The organism is Actinoallomurus rhizosphaericola, from assembly GCF_024055675.1.
Taxonomy (GTDB): domain Bacteria; phylum Actinomycetota; class Actinomycetes; order Streptosporangiales; family Streptosporangiaceae; genus Actinoallomurus; species Actinoallomurus soli.
In genome coordinates, this window is the sequence record NZ_JAMXMW010000022.1 from 54,116 (window position 1) to 76,091 (window position 21,976).

Below are 21,976 nucleotides of genomic sequence, written 5' to 3' on the forward strand. Positions count from 1 at the left end.
CGTCCAGGACCGCACCGGCCGTCCGGTCGCCGACGGCCGTACGCCGCGGGGGCGCATCGTAGGGATGTGCGCGGAGCAACACCCGCGCGGCTCGCCCCGTTCAGCGGCGCCGGCTCCGCGCCCAGGCCCTGACGGCGGCGCGGGCGCCGATCACGACGGCGGCCGAGGCCACCGTGACCGTACGGGACAGGCGGACGGCCCGCCGGACGTCCCGCGGCTCGGCGGCACGGCCGTCACCGAGCTCCGGCCGGTGCTCGACGCGGTTCCCGTACACGTTGACGCCGCCGAGCCGGACCCCGAGCGCCCCGGCGAAGGCCGCCTCGCACCGCCCGGCGTTCGGGCTCGGGTGCGCCGCGCCGTCGCGGCGCAGGATCGCGTACGCGTCGCGCGGCGAGCCGCCGACGAGCGGCGCGCAGGCCACCGTGAGCAGCCCGGTCAGCCGGGCGGGTACCCAGTTCGCCGCGTCGTCCAGGCGCGCCGCGACCCGCCCGAACCTGAGGTACCGCGGGCCGCGGTGCCCGACCATCGCGTCCAGCGTGTTGACCGCCCGGTACGCGAGGAGCCCCGGCACGCCCAGGACGGCGCCCCAGAACAGGGGCGCCACCGCGGCGTCGGAGGTGTTCTCGGCGACCGACTCGACCGTCGCCCGCGCGAGTTCCTTGGCGTCGAGCGCGCTCGGATCACGCCCGCACAGGTGCGGCAGCCGCCGCCGCGCCGCCTCGATGTCCCCGGCCTCCAGCGCGGTCGCCATCGCCAGCCCCTCCCGCCCGAGGGACGTCCCGCCGAGCACCGCCCACGTGGCGGCGGCGGTGAGCGCCGTACGCCCCGCCGTACGACGGCCGACGGCGTCCACGACGAGACCGGCGCCGGCCGCCCCGGCCACGCACGCGGCCGTGAACAGCGCCCCCCGCCCCACCGAGTCCCGGTACAGGCGCCGCTCCAGCGCGCTCGCGGCCCGCCCGAACGCCGCCACCGGATGCCCTCGCCGCGGGTCCCCGGCCAGCGCGTCCAGCAGCAGCCCCGCCAACAGTCCCTTGTCCGTCGTCACGGACCAAGACGATAGGGCCGCCCGATCACCCGGGACTCGCCGCAGGTCCTCTCCGGCCATGCGCATTCACTCGTGTGCGTCCAGCAGCTCGTCCCAGTGCTCCGCCGCCCACGCGCAGGCGGCGTCCAGTGGCCCCACCATGCTGCGGCCCAGCGGCGTCAGCGCGTACTCCACTCCCGCAGTCGGGTCGGCGTGCACCGTGCGTGAGACGAGCCCGTCCCGCTCCAGGCGGCGTAGCGACTGGGTGAGCACCTTGGGGGTGACGCGACTCAGGGGCACGCGGAGTTCGGAGAACCGGCGCGGGCCGCCTTCCAGGCAACGAATGATCAGGGCCGCCCACTTGTCGCCGAAGCGGAACGGCACCAGCGAGGAGGGGCACAGTTCGTCGAACATGTCGGGAGGCAGCGGCTGCCGGTGCGCCATGGCGGTCTCCTGCCCTTCGGCCGGGGTCGGGATCCGGTCTCGGTATCCGGGAGGTAACCGCCCTCCTGGATACCTTCCCGAGCATCGACGCAACGGGAGGTATTCCGAATGGGCAGGATCGTGATCTTCGGAGCAGGGGGCAGGGCCGGCCGGCAGGCCGTCGCCGAAGCGCGCCGGCGTGGGCACGAGGTGACCGCGGTGGTGCGCGACCCCGCCGGCCACGGCGGCCTGACCGATGACGGCGTCCGGGTCGCCGCCGGCGACGTCACCGACGTGACGGACGTCGCCACCCTCGCGGCCGGGCACGACGCCGCGATCAACGCGGCCGCGGTGTACGGCGCGGGCACCGACCCGGACGCCTTCTTCCCCGCCGCCGCACGCGCCCTGGTCAAGGGCCTGCCGCAGGCCGGTGTGGACAGGCTCGTCGCGGTCGGGCTGTCGGTGCTGCTGCCCGGCCCCGACGGGACCCGGCTGCTGGACGCGCCCGGTTTTCCCGCCGAGGCCCGGCCCTTCTGCCTGGCTCACGCCGCCGGTCTGGAGGTGCTCCGTGCCGAAGGCGGCACGCTGGACTGGGTGTACGTCAGCCCGGCCGGGGACTTCGACCACGAGGGCGGGCGCACCGGCGGCTACGACATCCGCGAACACGGCGACGCCGCGGCCCGTATCTCCTACGCCGACTTCGCCCTCGCCCTGCTCGACGAGGCCGAGACGCCACGCCACCACCGCGGCCACCTCGCCGTGGGATGACGAGTGCGGGCCCTCGTCCGGAACGAGGGCCCGCGGCCCCCCTTCGGTACCGCCCCAGCGGATGCGGTCCCCGGGTCTCGGCTGGTCGCGGTGTGAGCGGGTAGTGGAAGGATGACGCTGATCATCGCGACACGGTTGGAGCCGAAGCATGGAACTCACCGCGGAACCCTGTTCGCCGGTCAAGGTGGAGCACGCCGAGGGGCCGTTCTGGTACGGAGACCGGCTCGGCTGGGTCGACATCATGGCCGGGAGGCTGTGGCTGGCCGGCTACGACGGCAAGACGCTGACCGACCCGCGTTCGCTCCAGGTGGACCGGCCGATCGGCGCCGCCGTGCCCCGGGTGCTGGGCGGATGGATCATCGCCGCCGGCACCTGCTTCATGGAACTGGACGAGGACGGCAGGGCGACGGCGCTGACCGGCGACCTGGCCGACGCCTCCATCATCCGGATGAACGACGGCAAGTGCGACCCGGCGGGGCGGTTCTGGGCCGGCACGATGGCGTTCGACGAGACGGAGGGGGCGGGCTCGCTGTTCGTCTTCGACGGCTCGATCCGCACCGTGCTGGACGACGTGACCATCTCCAACGGCCCCGCCTGGAGCCCCGACCACCGCACGATGTACTACGCCGACACGCCGACCCGGCGGATCGACGTCTTCGACTACGACCTGGACACCGGTGAGGTCACGAACCGGCGGCCGTTCGTCACCGTCGAGGGTGGTCACCCCGACGGCATGACGGTCGACGACGAGGGCTTCCTGTGGCAGGCCGTGTGGGGCGGCGGCGTGGTCCACCGCTACGCCCCGTCCGGGGAACTCGTGGGGACGGTCCGCCTCCCGGTGACGAACGTCTCGAGCTGCTGCTTCGGCGGCACCGACCGTTCGACGCTGTTCATCACGACGTCGCAGCAGGGCCTGTCTCCGGAGCAGCGGGAGGCCGAGCCGGACGCCGGCCGGATCTTCCGCGTCGACCCGGGCGTCACCGGCGCCCTGGCGACGCCGTTCACCGGCGCCCGCTGAGCCTCCCGAGCGCTTCGGCTGGTGTCCGCTGCCGTTAGAGCCCAGCGGACACCAGCGATCGATCCGTGGAGGTCGCGCGTCGTACCCGGCGGAACTCCGCCGCCGTGATGGTCCACGTTGCCGCTGTCGTCGCCACGATCGGCGCTCAGCGCCGAGGATCCGTGTCGCCTAGACGACGAAACCCCTCGGCGCAAGCCGCCCGGTGACCCCCACCCGGTGCCACCCCGGTTGCCGGGGGCCATGGGGACTTCCGAACGTTGTCCGCTGTTGCTCGGGTTCAGACGTCGGCGCCGGGCGTGGTGGTCCGCAGGAGCGGTAGGGCGAGGATCAATGCGATCGCGATCAGGAAGCCGCTGGCCCAGACCGGGCCCAGGGCGCCCCGGCCTGGGCCGAGGGTGGCCGCCGCGAGGACGGGGCCACCGGCGGCGCCGATGTTGAGGGCCGCGGTCGCGTACGAGCCGCCCATGGTCGGGGCGCCCGCCGCCTCGTAGAGCACCCTGGCGATCAGGGTGCCGCCCAGCGCGAACGAGAGCGCGCCCTGCGCGAACACGAGGACGAACAGCGCGCCCGGATGGGCGGCCAGCGTCGCCAGCGCGATCCAGCCGAGCAACAGCAGCGGACCGCCGACGGCGATCACCAGGCCGGGACGATGGTCCGACAGGCGCCCCGCGAGGGTGACGCCGAGGAAGGACCCGAGGCCGAAGAGCACCAGGACGACCGAGACCCACGGCGCGGCCAGGCCGGCGGTGTCGGTCACGATCGGCGCCAGAAAGGTGAAGGTGCCGAAGGTGGCGCCGTTGACGAGTGCTCCGAGCAGCATCACCAGGAGCAACCGCGGCCTCGCGAGCCGGCCGATCTCGGTGCGAAGTCCCGGGCCGGCCGGACCGGCCTGCGCGTCCTCGACGGTACGGGCCGGAATGCCCTTGACGACGCCGGCGGCCGCCGGAAGGCAGAGAAGCGCGATCGCCCAGAAGGCCGCCCGCCAGCCGAGCAGTGCGCCGAGCACCGCGCCGCCGGGAACTCCGACGATGGTGGCCACCGTCGTGCCCGCCAGCAGCACCGACAGCGCGCGTCCCTTCTGCTCGGCCGCGACGAGAGTGGCCGCGGTGGTCAGGGCCACGGCCAGGAAGCCCGCGTTCGCCAGGGCGGCGGCCATGCGGGCGACGAGCAGAACGACGAAGCCCGTCGTCAGAGCGCTCACGGCGTGGGCCCCCGCGAACACCAGCACGAACGCGAGCAGGCTGCTCCGGGCCGGCCACCGGCGAGCGAGCCCGGCCATCAGCGGGGCGCCGGCGATCATCCCGACCGCGAAGGCCGAGGTCAGCAGCCCGGCGGTGCCGACCGGCACGTCGAGGCTTGCGGCGATGTCCGGCAGCAGGCCGGCGAGCATGAACTCCGAGGTTCCCATGGCGAAGACCGCCACGGCGAGCAGGTACAGCGGAAGAGGCACCGAGGACTCCGAGGTGAGGAGAGAACGACAGAGGAGACGTCTCGTCACCGCGGCCAGCGCCCCATGAGCGCGGGTGTCCGTCCCGAGCGGCGAACGCCGCCGGGAGGGGAACTAGGAGCTCAGTGGTTCAGGGGGCTGACGGCGTGACCGAAAGCCCCCACCTTGGATGCCTCAGGGCTCGACATGGCCCCGGACACTACCCAACCGCGCCGGTCGCCGCGCAACCGGTTTCCCAGCCGCTGAGATTCCCGAACGCGCGTCGGTGCCATGAGCGGCGCAGAGCTGCGGATCGGGCGCCGTCAGGAGTCGTCGCCGTCCGTGGTTTCCCGCTCGCCGGTCAGCGTGACGAGCAGGTCGTTGAGGCGGGCGGCGAATTCGGCCGGTTCGTCGACGCGGGCGCCGAGGGTGAGGACGGACTGGCCGTAGAGGACGTGCGCCCAGTCGGCCAGGCGCTCGTCGGGTTCGGCGTCGAGCCGCCGGATGAGCGGGTGCTCGGGGTTGATCTCCAGGATGGGCTCGCTCGGCATCCCCGAGCCCTGCATCCGGCGGATGAGGTTCATCTCGATCTCCGCCTCGCCCGCGACGATGCAGGCCGGCGACGTGGTGAGGCGGTTGGTGGTCCGCACGTCCCGTACGCGGTCGCCGAGGGCCTTCTTGAGGCGCTCCACCAGGGCGGCGAACTGCGTGCCGGCCTTCTCGTTCGCCTCCTTCTCGGCGGCGTCCTCCAGCGCGCCGAGGTCGGCCGCGCCCTGCGCGACGGACTGCAGGCGCCTGCCGTCGAAGTCGGGCAGGCTGGTCACCACCCAGTTGTCGACGGGGTCGCTCAGCAGCAGCACCTCGATGCCCTTCTCACGGAAGATCTCCAGGTGCGGGCTGGACTTGGCGGCGGCGAGCGTGGGGGCGACCAGGTAGTAGATCTTCTCCTGGCCTTCCTTCATGCGGGCCACGTAGTCGGCGAGGGAGGTGTCCGGCGTGTCGGTGCTCGACGCGGTCGTGGTGAAGCGCAGCAGACCGGCGATGTCGTCCCGGTTGGAGTAGTCCTCGGCGACCCCCTCCTTGAGGACGGCGCCGAACTCGCCCCAGAAGGTGGCGTACTTCTCCGGTTCCTTCTCGGCCAGGTCCTTCAGGAGCTTCAGCACCCGCTTGACCGCGCTGGACCGGATCGAGTCGACGACGCGGCTGCTCTGCAGGATCTCCCGGGAGACATTCAGCGGCAGGTCGCTGGAGTCGATCACGCCGCGGACGAAGCGCAGGTAGTTCGGCATGAGCTGCCCGGTGTCGTCCATGATGAAGACCCGCTGGACGTGCAGCTTGACGCCGTGGCGGGACTCGGGCATCCACAGGTCGAACGGCGCGTGCGCCGGAACGAACAGCAGCAGCGTGTACTCGTAGGTCCCCTCCATCTTGGCGTGCAGATGGGCGAGGGGGTCGGCGTAGTCGTGCGCGACGTGCTTGTAGAACTCGTTGTACTCCTGCTCGCTGATCTCGCTCTTCGGGCGGGCCCACAGCGCGGACGCCCGGTTGACGACCGTCTCGGCCGGAGCGTCGCCGGACCCGGCGTCCTCGTCCGGCATGAGGATCGGCAGGCTGATGTGGTCGGAGTACTTGCGGATGATCGTACGCAGCCGGTGGCCGCCCAGGAGCTCGTCCTCACCCTCGCGGAGGTGCAGCACGATCTCGGTGCCCCGTGCGGGGTGCTCGATCGTCTCCAGGGTGTACTCACCGCGGCCGTCGGACTCCCACCGGACGCCTTCCGCCGCGGGCAGGCCGGCCCGGCGCGTCGTCAGCGTCACCCGGTCGGCGACGATGAACGCCGAGTAGAAACCGACGCCGAACTGCCCGATGAGCGTCGCGTCCTTCCGCTGGTCCCCGGTGAGAGCCTGGAGGAATTCGCGGGTGCCGGACTTGGCGATGGTGCCGATGTTGTCCATCGCCTCCTGCCGGCTCATTCCGATGCCGTTGTCGGAAATGGTGATCGTGCGAGCGTCCTTGTCGTAGGAGACCCGGATCTGCAGCGGCTCGTCGGGCTCATCGAGGCCGGGGTCGGTGAGCTTGGCGAACCGCAGGCGGTCGATGGCGTCCGAGGCGTTGGAGATCAGCTCCCGCAGGAAGATCTCCTTGTTGCTGTAAAGCGAGTGAATCATCAGGTCGAGAAGCTGGACAACCTCGGCCTGGAAACCGAACCTCTCTTGTTGCGTCGACGTGCTCATCGGACGAACACTTCTCCTTGCGATCGTCGCTTTCCGGCATTCCTCCGTCGGCCGGTTCCCGGCCCCGGATCGGCCAAAGCGTACCGAGAGTTCTCCTCCTCGCTCCGGGATGAGGGGAGTCCGCCGCCTTCCATGTGCCCTGGATCACATCCGCGCCGGCTCACGCGGTGCCCGGTCATCTCGTCCTTGGGGCGAAGGTGCCCGACCAGGGCACCGGCGCCAGAGGAGAACGTCATGACAACCACGATCGTCGTGCTGGGCGGCGGCTACACCGGCGTCATGAGCGCGGTCCGGCTGGCCCGCCGCACGCGGCGGGCCGACGTCCGGCTGGTCCTGGTCAATCCGTCCGACCGGTTCACCGAACGGCTGCGGCTGCATCAGACGGCCGCCGGGCAGTCCCTCGCCGACCACCGCATCCCGGAGATGCTGGAGGGCACCGGCGTCGCGTTCGTACGCGGCCTGGCCACGAGCATCGACCCGGTGCGGCGCGAGATCCGCGTGGCCGGTGATGACGGTGAGCGGACGCTGGCCTACGACCACCTGGTGTACGCGATCGGCGGTGTCACCGACACCCGCGTGCCGGGGGTCGGCGCGCACGCGTACACGCTGGACGGTCCGGCGCAGGCGGGCCGCCTCGCGGAACGGCTGGCCGGTCTCGGACGCCGGGGCGGCGGCACGGTCGCCGTGGTCGGTTCCGGCCTCACCGGTGTGGAGGCGGCCGCCGAGATCGCCGAGAGCCACCCGGCGGTGCGGGTGATTCTGCTCGGCCACGGCGAACCGGGTTCGATGATGGGTGACAGGGCCCGCCGCCACCTGCGCCGCGCGCTGGACCGGCTGGGCGTCGAGGTGCGCACCGGGGTCGAGGTGACCAAGGTGCTGCCCGACGCGGTCGAACTGGCCGGTGGCGAGGTGCTGCCGGTGGACGCCTGCCTGTGGACGGCCGGGGTCGTCGCCGCGCCGCTCGCCCGGGAGGCCGGGCTGAGGGTGGACGGGAAGGGCCGGGTCGTGGTGGACGCGACGCTCGCGTCGGTCTCCCACCCGTCGGTGTACGCGGTCGGTGACGCCGCGGCCGTGCGGCAGGCGTGGGGCGAGATTCACGGCACGTGCCAGAGTGGCATTCCGTCCGCCGCGCACGCCGCCGACGCCATCGCCCGGCGCCTGCGGGGCAGGCGGCCCGGGCCGTTCCGGTTCGGCTACATCCACCAGCCGGTCAGCCTCGGCCGGCGCGACGCGGTCATTCAGTTCACCCGGCCGGACGACTCGCCGGGCCGGTTCTGCCTGAGGGGCCGGGCCGCGGTGGCGTACAAGGCGGTGGTCACCGGCAGCCCGCCCAAGATGTACCGCCTCTCGCGGCGGGTCGTCATCCCCGCCCGATTCCTCGCCCGCGCGGGTGGGCGTGCCGGCCGGCCGGACGCAGCCCGGTGAGCTTGTCCGGGGCGCTGACCAGATGGATGAGGTGTACCGCGCCGTCGCTGAGATGCAGCGTGAGAACGACGGCGGGGGTTTCGCCGGAGTAGACGACGATGCCGGGGCCGCCGTTCACCTCCGCGATCTCGACGCGCGGCTCGGGAGGCATGCGCCCGGCGAACGTCACGAGCGCCCGCGCCACCGCTTCGGCCCCCAGGATGGGCCTGCGCGGCGCGGGCGCCTTGCCGCCGCCGTCGCTGACCAGCGTCACGTCCGGCGCGAGCACCTCCATGAGCTCGGCGAGGGCGCCGCCCGCCGCCGCGGCGAGGAACCGTTCGGTCACCTCGGCCCGGGTGGCGCGGTCGGTGTCGTAGCGGACGCGGCGTCGCTCCACGTGCTCGCGCGCCCGGCGGGCGGTCTGGCGCACCGACGCCTCGCTGCGCTCCACCATCGCGGCGATCTCGGCGTAGGAGTAGCCGAACGCCTCGCGCAGCACGAAGACCGCCCGTTCCAGGGGGGACAGCGACTCCAGCAGCACGAGCATGGCGGTCGAGACGGTGGCGGCCAGGGCCACCTCGTCCGCGACGTCGGGGCCGGTGACCAGGGGCTCCGGCAGCCAGGAGCCGGTGTACCGCTCGTGCCGTGCCTGGGCGCTGCGGAGCCGGTCGATCGCCAGGCGCGTCACCACCCGCACGAGGTACGCCTCCGGATCGGTCACCTCGGCGACGTCGACGTCCGACCAGCGCAGCCAGGAGTCCTGCACCACGTCCTCGGCGTCACCGGTCCGGCCGAGCAGGCGGTAGGCGATCGCGTGCAGACGGTCCCGGTGCTCGTCGAAGATCCGGGTGGCCTCGGCCGTGTCGATCGTCGTCATGGGAGGGACTCCGGTCCGGGATGGGGTTCCTCCGATCTTCGCACGGCGAAGGCGCCGGCGGCCGTGCTCAGCGCAGGGCGAACCGGTCGACCGGAGGGCGGCCGTCGACCAGGTCGGCGGCGAGTTCGCCGATCAGCGGGGTGAACTTCGCGCCGTGCCCGGAGCAGGCGGAGCAGACCACGAACGGCCCCCGGCGGTCCAGCACGAAGTCCTCGTCGGGCGTCGTGGTGTAGAGGCAGGTCACCTCCGAGCGCGGCTCGGGGTCCACGCCCGGCAGCCAGGTCCGGGCGTACTCGACGGCACTCTCGCGGGCGGCCGGATCGACGACGAAGTTCCGGTCGTCCGCGGTCGTCACCGTGCCGCCCACGTGCGCGCCGAACTTCAGGTACGGGCCCTCCGGCAGCGCGTACACGTCGAGGGTCGTCTCGCCGTGCACGATGGTCGGCCACGGGCCGGGGTCCTTCGTGTCGAAGAAGAAGACCTGCTGCTGGGTGACGGTCAGCGGCGGCAGCGGGACCAGGCCGTCGAGCAGCGGAGCGGTCCAGCCGCCCGCCGCGACCACGACCGTGCGGGCGTGCCAGGTGTCCCGGTCGGTGTGCAGGAGGACGCCGGTGGAGTCCGGTTCCAGGGCCCGGATCGGCGTGTCGTACGCGACGTGCGCGCCGGCCGCGGCGGCGAGCCGGACCAGGGCGGCCATCGACGCCTCCGGGTCGAGGACGCCGCCCTCCGGGTCGAAGACGACGGGACCCGTGAACCGGATGCCGGACCAGCGGCGGGCCGCCTCGGCGGGGTCGAGCAGTTCGGCGGCGACGCCGTGGTCGCGCAGGAGGGCGGCCATGCGCGCGGGCTCCCGGCCGGGCCCGTGGTCGACACCGCCGGTACGGGTCAGCAGCGGCTCCCCCGCCGACTCGCTCAGCTCGTCCCAGAGCCGTCCGGCCCGGCCGGTCAGTTCGACGTACAGCGGGTCCAGGTAGGCGCGGCGGAAGATCCGGGCGTGGCCGTGCGAACTGCCGCGCCGGTGGCCCGGCCCGTACGCCTCGAAGGCGGCCACGCTCCGGCCCCGCCGGCTCAGCGCCCACGCGGTGGCCGATCCGGCCAGTCCGAGCCCCACGATCGCTACGTCGATGTCGTTCATGCCCTGAATAATGCCTGGTTAGAGCCGTACGTTAGGATAATTGCAGAATACAGATAAACCGTGGGAGGACTCCGGTGACCCAGCCCCGCCCCACCGCGACCCCCGTCGCGGGCACCGGCCGAACGGCGCGCCGATGAGCACACCGGCCTTCGCCGCGCACGGCTGTCCCCTCCTCGACGACGCGACCCTGGGCGCGCTCCTCGCCGGCGCGGCCGCCCGGCGCGCCGCGCCCGTACGGCTGGTCGGACCGGACCTGCACGACCTGGCCGCCCGGCTGATCGCCGACGGCGTGCCGGTCGAGGCGTCCGTGCCGCATCGGCGCGACGTTCGCGCGCTGCGGCGCGCGGTACGGCGGGCGGGCGGGAACGTCCCGCCGGTCGACGTCGGCGAGGTCGACATCGACCTGCCCCTTTCCGCCGCGAGCGTTCCCGTGATGGTCTGCCGCCTCGACCCGAAGACCTTCGCGTTCCCCCGGCACACCGTCCGCGAACTGGGCCGGGCCCTGGCCCCCGGCGGCGTGGTCGTCGTCCTCCCCGGGGAACGGTCGTCCTGGCCGGCCGGCCTCGTCGACGCGTGGGCGGCGGCGGCCGGGCTCACGCCGCCCGACGAGCGCGAGACGGGCGGCGCGCTGCCCTTCGCCGGCGCCGTCTACCAGGCACGCGACTGACCGGCGTGCGACTGACCGGCGTGGGGCCTCCGGACCGGAGGCCGCACCCGCCGTTCTCAGACGGGCGCGAACCCCATCGACTCGTACAGCGTGCGGGCGCGCGCGTTGTCCTCGGTCACGGCGAGGGAGAGCCGGTCGTACCCGAGCTCCGCCAGCGCCCCCATCGCCGCGCGGATGAGCCGGCGGGCCAGGCCGCGGCCGGTGTGCGATGAGGCGGTGAACACGAACGCCAGCAGCGGCGTGCCCCGCCACACCGTCACCAGGGCGGCCGCGACGAGGCGGCCGTCCTCCTCGGCGACGAAGGACGCCTCCGGGACGAACGGGCCGTGCTCCCCGTCGAAGGTCAGCCGGATCTCCTCGGTGGCCGACGCGACGCCGTCGCCGGCGTCCCGCTCGTCGGGGGTGCCGCGGTAGGCGTCCCACATGAGCGCGCCGAGGAGCGGCAGGTCCGCCCGGGTCGGCGTACGGAAGGACTCGTCGGCCGGCACCGGCGGCCGGGACAGCATCGCGTCGAGCCGGTACCGCCGGGGCTCGGCCGGAGTGTGCGTCACACGGGCGAGACTAGACCGCCGGGCGGACGGGCAGCCGCAGGATCGTGCGCATCTTCTCCGGGTCGGTCTCGTAGAGGTCGGACAGGTACACCTCGTGGTGCAGGCCGTTCGCGACCATCCCCGTCTCCTTCAGATGGGCGTCCATCCGCGCGAGCGTGCGCGGCTCGTCGGCGTACGGCCCCCGGTGCAGCACCTGGACGCAGCGCCCCTCGGTGTAGGTGACCAGTTGCACGCGCGGAGCGGCCGGGTGCGGCGCGGCCTCGCGCGCCTCGTCGTACCAGCGGTCCTCCACCGTGTCCGGGAGCCGGAGGAACAGGTGCCAGTGCCACTCCTCCCGCGGCATGTCGAACGGCGACCGCTCGTCCTCGACCCACCACCGCCCCTCGAGCGGCGGCAGGTCGAACGCTCCTCCGTTCCGCGCGGCCACGTCGCGCAGGCCGCCCGCGACGGCGTAGAGCGCTGCGAAACACGTGTTGTACGTGGCGCCGCCCGGCTCTCCCTGTCCGGAGACGGACAGGCCGCGGGCGGGGCCGAACTCGACGAGTTCGGGCTCGTCGGCGGCGGAGTAGGGGTTCATTCGGACTCCTTGAGTTCGATCATGAGGTGGGTGACGAGCCGCTCTGGCGGCGTGTTCGCCGGGTCGGAGACGTAGACCTCCCGCAGCGGCCCGGCGGGCGTGTGCCCCCGGTCGCCCGCCCAGGCCAGCAGCGCGTGCGCGGTCAGGCCGATCTGGTCGTACGGGCCGACGTGGGTCGCCGACGCGAACAGCCCGCCGCGCAGCACGTCCGGCGTCGTGCCCGGAACGGCCGCGTCCGTCTCGGCGGCGATCGTGACCGGGACCTCCGCGGCCAGGTCCAGCGAGAACAGCCCGATCGGCGCCACGACCAGCCCCGTCGCGGCGAGCGCGCCCATGAGGCGTGCCACGCACGCCGACGTGACCGCGCCGATCCCGTCCGGCGGGGCGATGTCGCGCACGGCGGCGACGCGGCGGGCCGGTTCGCGGACCAGGCTCACCTCGGGACGGGGCAGCCCGTCGGCGAGGATGCGCTCCAGCGCCGCGAGGTTGCGCCGCCTGCGGGCCAGGTCGGCCTCCATCGCGTCCCGTACGCCGCCGAGCGCGCCGGTCCCGTCGGCCAGCACCCGGCCGATCGCCGGGAGCGGCACGTCGAGAGAGCGCAGCAGGCCGATGACGAGGGCGTCACGGGACTGGTCGGGCCGGTAGTACCGGTATCCGGTGTCCGGGTCGACGTGCGCCGGGACCAGCAGCCCCAGGTCGTCGTAGTTCCGGAGCTGCTTGACGCTCAGCCGGCACAGCCGGGCGAACCGCCCGATCGGCAGGTATCCCTCGTTCACGGGGATCAGCATGGGGTCTCCCGCAGAGGGAGAGTCCAGTCGGGGGCGATTCGTGCCCTCAGCCCGTAATGTCGCAGTCGTGGTCGAGCAGATGTGGCGGGCGGTCGGGGTCTACCGGCTGATCGCCCTCGTGTACGCGGCGGTCGTCATCGTCCGCGACCACCACCGGTACGCGCACCCCGGCGGCGGCCTCGTGGCGCTCGCCGTGATGGCGGCATGGTCGGCGCTGGTCACGGCGGCGTACGCGCGGGCGTCGGCGCGTCGGCCCTGGGTGGCCGGGGCGGACGTCGCGGTCGCGGCGGCCCTGATCCTCGCCACCTGGCTGGTCGACACGGCCGCCCGCATCGACCACGGCGCGGGGACGCTGCCCCTGTGCTGGGCGGCCGCGCCGGTGCTGGCCTGCGCCGTCGCCGGCGGCCCGTGGGCGGGGTTCGCGGGCGCGACGGTCCTGTCGGCCGCCGACCTGCTGGAACGCCAGGCGCTGCCGCGCAACACGTTCAACGGCATCGTGCTGCTGCTGATCGCGGGGACGGTCGGCGGTCACGTCGTACGGCTCGTGCTCCGCGCGGAGGCCGCCCTCGACCGCGCGGCCCGGCGGGAGGCGGCGACGGCCGAGCGGCAGCGCATCGCGCGCGACATCCACGACTCGGTCCTGCAGGTCCTCGCACTGGTCAGCGCGCGCGGCCGGGAGCTCGGTGGCGAGGCGGCCGAGCTGGGCCGGCTCGCCGGGGAGCAGGAGACGGCGCTGCGAACGCTGATCGCGCTCCCGCCGGCCCCGGCCCCGGACGGCCGGCTCGACGTACGGACGCTGCTCGAACCCCTGGCCGCCGACCGGGTCACCGTCTCCTGCCCCGCCCAGGAGGTGCTCCTGCCCGAGGCGGCGGCCCGGGCCCTGGCCGCCGCGACCGGCGAGGCGCTCGACAACGCCCGCCGCCACGCGGGCCCGGACGCGCGCGCCTGGGTGCTGCTCGACGACGAGGGCGAGGCCGTCGCGGTGAGCGTCCGGGACGACGGAGTGGGGTTCGCCGCCGGCCGGCTGGCCGAGGCGGCCGAGGCCGGCCGTCTCGGCGTCGCGCAGTCCATCGTCGGCCGGATCGCCGAGCTCGGCGGGGAGGCCGCCGTCACGTCGGCGCCCGGCAGGGGCACCGAGGTCGAACTACGGATTCCGAGGAACGAGGTCGGACACCATGGACGTTGACGCTCGCTCCGGAGAGACGAGGCCCGAGATCATGGACGTTGACGCTCGCTCCGGAGAGACGAGGTCCGGCCCCGTGAACGCCGGCGCAAGCTCCGGCGAGACGAGGCCCGCGACCGTGGACGACGGCGGTCCGCCCCGCCTGCTGGTCGTGGACGACCACCCGATCTGGCGCGACGGCATCGCGGACCGGCTGGCGGCGGCCGGCCTCCCGGTCGTGGGCACGGCCGGCGACGGGGCACAGGCCCTGCGGGTGGCCCGGGCCACCCGGCCGCAGGTCGTCCTCCTCGACCTGCACCTGCCGGACCTCGGCGGCGCCGAGGTGACGCGGCGGCTGCTGGCCGCGGATCCGTCCGTCCGCGTGCTGGTCCTGTCGGCGAGCGGGGAGCGCCAGGACGTCCTCGACGCCGTGACGGCGGGCGCCACCGGCTACCTGACCAAGTCGGCGTCCCTGGAGGAGGTCGTCGCGGCGGTGCGCTCCGCGGCGGCCGGGGAGGCGGTGTTCACGCCCGGGCTGGCCGGGCTGGTCCTCGGGGAGTACCGCCGGCTGGTCGCGGCGCCGGAGAAGGAGACGCCCCGGCTGACGAACCGGGAGACCGAGGTGCTGCGGCTCGTCGCCAAGGGCCTGACCTACCGCGAGATCGCCGAACGCCTCGTCCTGTCGCACCGTACGGTCCAGAACCACGTGCAGAACACCCTGACCAAGCTGCAGCTGCACAACAAGGCGCAGCTCGTGCGCTACGCGCTGGAACAGGGCCTCGGCTGACCGCCCGGCACCGTCTTGCAGGAAGTCGCCGCAACTACTGGTCGGCGGAGCCGAGCGGGCCGGTGGAGCTGCGGACGACCAGCTCGGGCCGGAAGACCAGCTCGGTGTGCGGCGCGCCGACGCCCTGGATCTCGTCGAGCAGGCTGCGCACCGCGACGAGGGCCATCTCGCGTACAGGCTGGCGGACCGTGGTGAGCGGCGGATCGACGTAGGCCATCAGCGGGGAGTCGTCGAAGCCGATGACGGACACGTCCTCGGGCACCCGCAGGCCGCGTTGCCGGGCGGCGCGGATCGCCCCGATCGCCATCATGTCGCTGCCGCAGCAGATCGCGGTGCAGCCCTGGTCGAGCAGCCGCTTCGCCGCGGCCTCGCCGCCCTCGACGGTGAAGATGGTGTTGACGACCTGGTCGCCGACCTCGGTGATCCCGAGGTGCTCGGCCATCCCCCGGCGGTATCCCTCGGTCTTCCGGATGACCGGCACGAACCGCTCCTGGCCGACGGCCAGCCCGATGCGGCGGTGTCCCAGGTGCGCCAGGTGGGCCACCGCCAGCTCCATCGCGCCGACCTCGTCGCTGGAGACGAAGGTGGCGTCGACCCCCTCGGCATAGCCGTTGATCAGCACGATCGGCAGCCCGCGGTCCGTGAGCCGCTTGTAGCGGCCGTGATCGGCCTGGGAGTCGGCGTGCAGGCCGGAGACGAAGACGATCCCGGAGACCCCGCGTTCGAGGAGGAGGTCGGTGTAGTCGTCCTCGTTGATGCCGCCGGGCGCGAGCGCGCCGAGCACCGCGGTGTAGCCGTGCACGGCCAGGGTGTTCTCGATGACCTGGGCGAACGCCGGGAAGATGGGGTTGTCCAGCTCGGCGACGATCAGGCCGATGAGCCCGCTGCGCGGCGGCCGGAGGCGGGTGGGCCGTTCGTACCCGAGCACGTCGAGCGCGTCGATGACCGCCTGCCGCGTCGCCGGCGCCACGCCCTGCCTGCCGTTGAGCACCCGGCTCACGGTGGCCTCGCTCACTCCGGCTTGGGCGGCGATGTCCGCCAGGCGCATGCTCACATGCACGAATGTACCGCCGGACGCGATGACCGGCGCTGACGTCACCGCTGCAATCTTTCGCAACCTTGCAGAAAAGTATTGATAACAACCTACGAGCGGGTTACCGTCACGGCGACACAGCGGAAACACACAGCGGTCGCCAGACCCTCGGGGGACCCCGCCCACTCTCCTCACCCCAGGAGGCCCCGCATGCTGAAACGCCTGCTGCCCGCGCTGGCCGTCGCGCTGGCGGCCACGATCTCGCCGGTGGCCGGCGCCGGCCCCGCCACGGCGTCGCCCACCGGCGACCACGACGTCATCGCCAACCTCTTCGAGTGGAACTGGAACTCCGTCGCCTCCGAGTGCACGAACGTGCTCGGCCCCGACGGCTACGGCGCCGTCCAGGTCGCCCCGCCCGAGGACTCCCTCACCCGCAGCGGCCACCCGTGGTGGGAGGTCTACCAGCCCGCCGACTACGACGTGAACAGCCGCATGGGCACCCGGTCGCAGTTCGCCGCCATGGTGTCGGCCTGTCACGCCGCGGGCGTGAAGGTGTACGCCGACGCGGTGATCAACCACATGACCGGCCAGGGCAGCACGAGCTACGGCGGCAAGACCTTCTCCAAGTACAACTACCCCGGCATCTACTCCTCGGCCGACTTCCACAACTACCCGTCGGACTGCCCGGAGTCCGACGACCAGATCCACAACTGGAACGACTACACCGAGGTCACCAAGTGCGAGCTGAGCAGCCTGTCGGACCTGCGCACCGAGTCCGACTACGTGCGCGGGAAGATCGCCGGCTACCTCAACGACCTGCTCTCCCTGGGCGTTGACGGCTTCCGCGTGGACGCCGCGAAGCACATCGGCGCCACCGACCTGGCCGCCATCGAGGGGAAGCTGACCAGGTCCGCGTACATCTACCAGGAGGTCATGCCCGGCAGCAGCGGCAGCCTCGCGCCGAGCGCCTTCGAGGGCACCGGTGACCTGCTGGAGTTCGTCTACGGCCAGAAGCTCAAGGACCAGTTCAACGGCGGCATCGCCAACCTGCAGAGCTTCGGGCAGTCCTGGGGCATGGAGCCGAGCAACAAGTCCGTCGTCTTCGTCGCCAACCACGACACCGAGCGCAACGGCAGCACGCTGTCCTACAAGGACGGCGCGAAGTACCGGCTGGCCACGATCTTCTCGCTGGCCTGGAACTTCGGTACCCCGCAGGTCTACTCCGGCTTCGACTTCACCGGCACCGACGACTCCCCGCCCGCGGACGGCAACGGGTACGTGACCGCCACCACCTGCGCGAGCGGCTGGCAGGGCTGCCTCGACCGCGTGCTCGGCGGCATGGTCGGCTGGCACAACGCGGTGAAGGGCACGTCCGTCACGAACTGGTGGTCCGACGGCTCGAACCAGATCGCCTTCGGCCGCGGCGCCAAGGGCTACGTCGCCATCAACAACTCCGGCAGCACGCTGAGCCGCACGTTCGCCACCGGCCTGCCCGCCGGAACGTACTGCGACGTCATCGGCGGCGGCGTCTCCTCCGGGAAGTGCACCGGCACGGCCGTCACGGTGGACGGCTCCGGCAACGCGACCTTCTCCGTCGGCCCGGGGAGCGCCGTGGCGATCGACGTCGCGGCCACCGGGACCGGCGGCGGGGGCGGCGGCACCGGCGTCGTGCAGGTGACGTTCAACGAGTACGCGACGACGTACTACGGGCAGAACGTCTTCGTGGTCGGCTCGATCCCGGCGCTGGGCACCTGGGCTCCGGGCAGCGCCGTCGCGCTGTCGTCGGCGGGCTACCCGACCTGGTCCGTCACCGTGTCCCTGCCGGCGAACACCACCTTCCAGTACAAGTACCTCAAGAAGAACCCGGACGGCTCGGTCACCTGGGAGTCCGACCCGAACCGGTCGTACACCACCGGATCCGGCGGGGCCGCCACCATCAACGACAGCTGGCGCTGACCCGTACCGGGCGCCCGGGACGCACGGCGTCCCGGGCGCCCGCGCGTCAGGCGGCCTGCTCCCGGACCGGCGCCGGGCGCCGCGGCCGGCGGAACAGCTCACGCGGCGACCGGCCACCGGCGAAGCACCACAGGGCGATGACCGGATCGCAGATCGCGCAGCCCATGGACGAGCCGTGCTCGAACGGGACGATGGGGTGGCCCTTGAGGTGGTGGACCACGTCCCACGCGGTGTGCAGCAGCCAGCCGACGCCGATCCAGCCCCACGAGTTCAGGCCGCGGAAGGCGACGTAGACGAGCAGCGCGGTGAAGGCGAACTCGAAGCCGCCCATGCCGCCGCCGCTGAGGTAGGCGGCACCGGCTCCGGCGATCATGAGGGCGTTGACGGTCCGCCGATGCGGCCCCCGGATGACGGACATCAGCAGCGCGTAGACGATGCCGATGCCGACCGGCGCGATGTAGGGCAGAAACTCCATGCTCCATGGGTACGCGGACGGCGGCGCGGCTCCCAGTGGCGTGAGTGACAGCTTTCAACGGGTTCTCGCCAACCACGCGGAGACGCCGCCGACCGCCGCCCTCCGCTGACCTGCCGCTTCGATTCGATCGACAGCGAAACGTCCATGGGAGCGCTCCCAACGAACGATTGCTTTCTCGTAACGGCCCATTGCGCCACCGGAGTGACGGGCTTAACATTCCGGCAATCGAAGCGCTTCGACAGGAGCGAGACCTTGGTAAAGATCTCTGACGTGGCCCGCCACGCAGGCGTCTCCCCCAGCACGGTGTCGTACGTGCTGAGCGGGAAGCGGTCGATCTCCGACCAGACGCGCCGCCGGGTCATGGACAGTATCCGGGCCCTGGGCTACCGCCCGCACGCGGGTGCCCGTGCCCTGGCCAGCAACCGCTCCAACGTCATCGCGCTCGTCGTCCCCCTCCGCTCGGGCATCCACGTGCCCATCGTGATGCAGATGGTCATCGCGGCCGTCACCAGCGCCCGCACGTACGACCACGACGTCCTGCTGCTGACCCAGGACGAGGGCATCGGCGGCCTCGAGCGGGTCGCCGGCTCGTCCCTCGTCGACGCGATCATCGTGATGGACGTCGAGATGCACGACGTACGGCTGCCGGTGCTGCGCTCGCTGGACCGGCCGTCGGTGCTGATCGGTTTCCCCGCGGAGCCGAGCGGGCTGACCTGCATCGACTGGGACTTCGAGGCGGCCGGCGCGGCCTGCGCCGACTACCTGGCCGATCTCGGGCACCGCGAGATCGCGCTGATCGGCGCGCCGCCCGCGGTGTACGAACGCGGCACCGGCTTCGCCGAGCGCACGAAGGCCGGCTTCCAGCGGGCCGCCGCCGAACGCGGCGTGATCGCGGTCGTCCGGCCCTGCGACCCGGACCACGCGCGGGAGGCCGCCGACGACCTCCTGCGCGACCACCCCGGCCTGACCGGCATCGCCGTCCACAACGAGCCGGCGGTCGAACCGCTGCTCTCGGCGTTCCGCGCGACCGGGCGCCGCATCCCCGACGACCTGTCCTTCATCGCGATCGCTCCCGACGACCTCGCGGAGCGGCTCGACCTCACCTCGATCTCCATTCCCGCCGAGGAACTCGGCCGCCAGGCGGTCGCCCTGCTCATGGAGAAGCTGGACGGCCACCAGCCGCCCGGCGCCACCCTGCTCCCCTCCCGCCTCGTCGTCCGGTCCAGCACACCGGCGGCCTGACGAACCCACCGACTCTTCTTTTCGGCACTCGTCGAAGCGCTTCGACAGTTTTTCACCCCCACTGGAGGAACCCCCGATGTTGAAGGCGACAAAGGCGCTCGCGGCCCTGGCCGCGGGGGCGCTGGCTCTTTCCGCGTGCGGCGGCGGAGGCGGCGGCTCTTCGTCCAAAGAGCTGAAGCTGTGGCACTACGAGACCCAGGACAGCGCCATGGGGGTGGCGTGGAACCAGGCGATCAAGGAGTTCGAGGCCGCGCACCCGGGCGTCAAGGTGAAGTTCGAAGAGAAGAGCTTCGAACAGATGCAGAAGACGGCGCCGATGATCCTGAACTCCAAGGATGCGCCGGACATCATGGAGTACAACAAGGGCAACGCGACCGCCGGCCTGCTGGCCAAACAGGGCCTGCTCACCGACATGACCGCCGAGGTCACCAAGCGCGGCTGGGACAAACTGCTCCCGCCGAGCGTCGCCGAGACGGCGAAGTACGACGCCAAGGGCGTCATGGGCGGCGACAAGTGGTACGGCGTCCCGAACTACGCCGAGTACCTGCAGGTCTATTACAACAAGTCGCTGTTCGACAAATACGGCGTCAAGGTGCCGACGACCTTCGACGAGTTCACCAAGGCGATGGACACGTTCGTGCAGAAGGGCGTCACGCCGCTGTCCAACGCGGGCGCGGAGTACCCGGCGCAGCAGTACCTCTACCAGCTCGCGCTGAGCAAGGCGGACAAGCCCTGGGTCGACCGGTACGAGCGTTACACCGGCAAGGTCGACTTCCACGACCCGGCGTGGACGTACGCCGCGAACACCTTCAACGACTGGGTGAAGAAGGGCTACATCGCCAAGAACTCCTCGGGCCTCAAGGCCGAGGACGCCGGCACGGCCTTCATCGCCGGCAAGTTCCCGATGTTCTTCTCCGGCAGCTGGTGGTACGGCCGCTACGAGAAGGAGATCAAGAACTTCCAGTGGGACACCTTCCTCTGGCCGGACACCAAGCTCACGCTCGGGTCGAGCGGCAACCTCTGGGTCGTCCCGAAGGGGTCCAAGAACAAGGACCTCGCCTATGACTTCATCAACATCACGATGAAGAAGGAGATCCAGAACCTCCTCGCCGACAACGGCGGCGTGCCGGTCGCCGGCGACCCCGCCGGCGTGAAGGACCCGAAGAACAAGAAGCTCATCGAGAACTACCAGACCCTGGCGAACAACGACGCGCTGGGCTTCTACCCGGACTGGCCGGCGCCGGCCTTCTACGACGTGCTCGTGGCCGGGACGCAGAAGCTGATCACCGGCTCGGCGCCCCCGAGCTCGGTCCTCGACGGCTTCGCCAAGGCGTACAACGAGAACCTCTCGAACATCGGCCACTGAGACACCGCCGACCGCGGGGAGCGGGGCGGCTCCGGCCGCCCCGCTCCCCGTACCGGAGAGACACGATGACTCAAACCCTGAGCGCGCCGCCCGCGAAGGCCGTCTCCAAGCCCGCCGGCCGGCCACGTGACGGCCTGTCCTACGCCGTCTACCTGATCCCCAGCACGGTCCTGTTCATCGGGGTCATCCTGGTGCCGTTCGTCATGAACATCGGCTTCAGCCTGACCACGTGGGACGGCATCGGCTCGCCGAAGTGGGTCGGGCTGGACAACTACACCAAGCTACTGTCCGACGGGGCCTTCTGGTCCTCCTTCGGGCACAACGTCGCGCTCGTCATCGCCATGGCGATCATCCCGTTGATGGTCGGGCTCGTCCTGGCGTCCGTGCTGTTCGACGTCATCGCCAAGCGGTTCGGCCCGCGCACGACCGCGGTCCTGCGGGCCTGCATCTACCTGCCGCAGGTGCTGCCGTTCGCGGTGGCCGGCATCGTCTGGGCCTGGATCCTCGCCCCGGACAACGGCGCGCTCAACGCGGTCCTCAAGGCGATCGGCCTGAAGTCGCTCCAGGAGGACTGGCTGGGCGACCCGAAGCTCGCGCTCTACACCGTGATGGGCGTGCTGGTCTGGGTGCAGATCGGCTTCCCGCTCGTCGTCTTCATGGCGGGCCTGCAGCGGGTCGACCCGTCCCTGTACGAGGCCGCCGACATCGACGGCGCGTCGTGGTGGCGGAAGTTCTGGTACATCACGATCCCGCAGATCCGCCCGGAGATCTACGTGGTGCTGCTGACCTGCACGGTCGCCGCCATCAGGAGCTTCGACAAGGTCTTCATCCTGACCCGTGGCGGCCCCGGCGGGGCGACCAACGTGCCCGCCTACTACTCGTACCAGAACTTCTTCGAGAAGACCCAGGTCGGCTACGGCGCCGCGATCGCGACCGTGCTGACGCTCATCATCGTCGTGGTCATGGCGGTGCTGATCAACCGCCAGAACAAGGCCGAGGAGGCGGACTCATGACCGAGCGCAGCGAGGGCATCAAGAGGAACAGCAGCTTGCTCATGAGG

The 21,976-nt window shown here is 72.1% G+C and carries 21 protein-coding genes; 10 read left to right on the forward strand and 11 right to left on the reverse strand.

The window, feature by feature from the left end; translation table 11 throughout:
- Positions 1-100 precede the first annotated feature (100 nt).
- Together NE234_RS36395 and NE234_RS36400 are read right to left on the reverse strand one after the other, a co-directional pair.
- Positions 101-1,048 carry a cobalamin biosynthesis protein gene (locus tag NE234_RS36395; protein ID WP_252785499.1) on the reverse strand — a complete coding sequence of 316 codons (948 nt, stop codon included), beginning with the start codon at positions 1,046-1,048 and terminating at the stop codon, positions 101-103.
- Positions 1,049-1,114: 66 nt separating this feature from the next.
- Positions 1,115-1,471, reverse strand: a complete 357-nt coding sequence (locus tag NE234_RS36400; protein ID WP_252785500.1) for a winged helix-turn-helix transcriptional regulator — start codon at positions 1,469-1,471, stop codon at positions 1,115-1,117.
- Positions 1,472-1,579: 108 nt separating this feature from the next.
- Here NE234_RS36400 and NE234_RS36405 point away from each other — a divergent pair, with 108 nt between their 5' ends.
- Together NE234_RS36405 and NE234_RS36410 are read left to right on the forward strand one after the other, a co-directional pair.
- Positions 1,580-2,218, forward strand: coding sequence for an NAD(P)-dependent oxidoreductase (locus tag NE234_RS36405; RefSeq protein ID WP_252785501.1), 639 nt, complete (start codon positions 1,580-1,582; stop codon positions 2,216-2,218).
- A gap of 148 nt (positions 2,219-2,366) precedes the next feature.
- A complete protein-coding gene (locus tag NE234_RS36410; RefSeq protein WP_252785502.1) occupies positions 2,367-3,236 on the forward strand; it encodes an SMP-30/gluconolactonase/LRE family protein in 870 nt (289 codons plus the stop codon).
- 277 nt (positions 3,237-3,513) lie between these two features.
- Here the strand turns inward: NE234_RS36410 and NE234_RS36415 are convergent, their stop codons facing one another.
- Both NE234_RS36415 and htpG read right to left on the reverse strand, forming a co-directional pair.
- Positions 3,514-4,686 carry a Cmx/CmrA family chloramphenicol efflux MFS transporter gene (locus tag NE234_RS36415; RefSeq protein ID WP_252785503.1) on the reverse strand — a complete coding sequence of 391 codons (1,173 nt, stop codon included), beginning with the start codon at positions 4,684-4,686 and terminating at the stop codon, positions 3,514-3,516.
- 299 nt (positions 4,687-4,985) lie between these two features.
- On the reverse strand, positions 4,986-6,896 hold the full coding sequence (htpG, locus tag NE234_RS36420; RefSeq protein ID WP_252785504.1) for a molecular chaperone HtpG: 1,911 nt from the start codon (positions 6,894-6,896) through the stop codon (positions 4,986-4,988).
- Between the two features lie 234 nt (positions 6,897-7,130).
- On the opposite strand from htpG, the gene NE234_RS36425 reads away from it, so the two are divergent.
- Positions 7,131-8,321: an NAD(P)/FAD-dependent oxidoreductase gene (locus tag NE234_RS36425; protein ID WP_252785505.1), complete on the forward strand. Its 1,191-nt coding sequence runs from the start codon at positions 7,131-7,133 to the stop codon at positions 8,319-8,321.
- Here NE234_RS36425 and NE234_RS36430 read toward each other — a convergent pair.
- Positions 8,257-9,177 carry an RNA polymerase sigma-70 factor gene (locus NE234_RS36430; RefSeq protein WP_252785506.1) on the reverse strand — a complete coding sequence of 307 codons (921 nt, stop codon included), beginning with the start codon at positions 9,175-9,177 and terminating at the stop codon, positions 8,257-8,259. The genes NE234_RS36425 and NE234_RS36430 overlap by 65 nt on opposite strands.
- A gap of 67 nt (positions 9,178-9,244) precedes the next feature.
- A complete protein-coding gene (locus NE234_RS36435; RefSeq protein WP_252785507.1) occupies positions 9,245-10,312 on the reverse strand; it encodes an FAD-dependent oxidoreductase in 1,068 nt (355 codons plus the stop codon).
- A 133-nt stretch (positions 10,313-10,445) separates the two neighbouring features.
- Here NE234_RS36435 and NE234_RS36440 point away from each other — a divergent pair, with 133 nt between their 5' ends.
- On the forward strand, positions 10,446-10,979 hold the full coding sequence (locus tag NE234_RS36440) for a hypothetical protein (RefSeq protein ID WP_252785508.1): 534 nt from the start codon (positions 10,446-10,448) through the stop codon (positions 10,977-10,979).
- 56 nt (positions 10,980-11,035) lie between these two features.
- On the opposite strand, the gene NE234_RS36445 is transcribed toward NE234_RS36440, so the two are convergent.
- Genes NE234_RS36445 through NE234_RS36455 form a run of 3 tightly spaced genes read right to left on the reverse strand, consistent with a single transcriptional unit; the run spans position 11,036 to position 12,895 of the window.
- Complete coding sequence (locus tag NE234_RS36445) at positions 11,036-11,530, reverse strand: GNAT family N-acetyltransferase (RefSeq protein WP_252785509.1); 495 nt, start codon at positions 11,528-11,530, stop codon at positions 11,036-11,038.
- 10 nt (positions 11,531-11,540) lie between these two features.
- Positions 11,541-12,107 (reverse strand): GyrI-like domain-containing protein, encoded by a 567-nt coding sequence (locus tag NE234_RS36450; RefSeq protein WP_252785510.1) that lies wholly within the window; start codon positions 12,105-12,107, stop codon positions 11,541-11,543.
- A complete protein-coding gene (locus NE234_RS36455; RefSeq protein ID WP_252785511.1) occupies positions 12,104-12,895 on the reverse strand; it encodes a MerR family transcriptional regulator in 792 nt (263 codons plus the stop codon). The genes NE234_RS36450 and NE234_RS36455 overlap by 4 nt, the downstream gene beginning before the upstream one ends.
- A gap of 67 nt (positions 12,896-12,962) precedes the next feature.
- Between NE234_RS36455 and macS the strand changes: the two genes are divergently transcribed.
- Both macS and NE234_RS36465 read left to right on the forward strand, forming a co-directional pair.
- The gene (gene macS / locus NE234_RS36460) at positions 12,963-14,081 is read left to right on the forward strand and encodes a MacS family sensor histidine kinase (protein ID WP_252785512.1); all 1,119 of its coding nucleotides are present in this window, start codon (positions 12,963-12,965) and stop codon (positions 14,079-14,081) included.
- A 142-nt stretch (positions 14,082-14,223) separates the two neighbouring features.
- Entirely contained in the window at positions 14,224-14,844 is a 621-nt protein-coding gene (locus NE234_RS36465; protein ID WP_252785604.1) for a response regulator, read from the forward strand.
- A 34-nt stretch (positions 14,845-14,878) separates the two neighbouring features.
- Here NE234_RS36465 and NE234_RS36470 read toward each other — a convergent pair whose 3' ends face one another.
- The gene (locus NE234_RS36470) at positions 14,879-15,898 is read right to left on the reverse strand and encodes a LacI family DNA-binding transcriptional regulator (protein ID WP_252785513.1); all 1,020 of its coding nucleotides are present in this window, start codon (positions 15,896-15,898) and stop codon (positions 14,879-14,881) included.
- A gap of 189 nt (positions 15,899-16,087) precedes the next feature.
- Between NE234_RS36470 and NE234_RS36475 the strand changes: the two genes are divergently transcribed.
- Positions 16,088-17,833, forward strand: a complete 1,746-nt coding sequence (locus NE234_RS36475; RefSeq protein ID WP_252785514.1) for a carbohydrate-binding module family 20 domain-containing protein — start codon at positions 16,088-16,090, stop codon at positions 17,831-17,833.
- Positions 17,834-17,879: 46 nt separating this feature from the next.
- Here the strand turns inward: NE234_RS36475 and NE234_RS36480 are convergent, their stop codons facing one another.
- A complete protein-coding gene (locus NE234_RS36480) occupies positions 17,880-18,308 on the reverse strand; it encodes a DUF6010 family protein (protein ID WP_252785515.1) in 429 nt (142 codons plus the stop codon).
- A gap of 270 nt (positions 18,309-18,578) precedes the next feature.
- Between NE234_RS36480 and NE234_RS36485 the strand changes: the two genes are divergently transcribed.
- The 3 genes from NE234_RS36485 (at position 18,579) to NE234_RS36495 (ending at position 21,929) form a co-directional block, all read left to right on the forward strand.
- On the forward strand, positions 18,579-19,550 hold the full coding sequence (locus tag NE234_RS36485; RefSeq protein WP_252785516.1) for a LacI family DNA-binding transcriptional regulator: 972 nt from the start codon (positions 18,579-18,581) through the stop codon (positions 19,548-19,550).
- 76 nt (positions 19,551-19,626) lie between these two features.
- Positions 19,627-20,916, forward strand: a complete 1,290-nt coding sequence (locus tag NE234_RS36490) for an extracellular solute-binding protein (RefSeq protein ID WP_252785517.1) — start codon at positions 19,627-19,629, stop codon at positions 20,914-20,916.
- 65 nt (positions 20,917-20,981) lie between these two features.
- Positions 20,982-21,929 (forward strand): carbohydrate ABC transporter permease, encoded by a 948-nt coding sequence (locus NE234_RS36495; RefSeq protein ID WP_252785518.1) that lies wholly within the window; start codon positions 20,982-20,984, stop codon positions 21,927-21,929.
- The last annotated feature ends 47 nt before the right edge of the window (positions 21,930-21,976 follow it).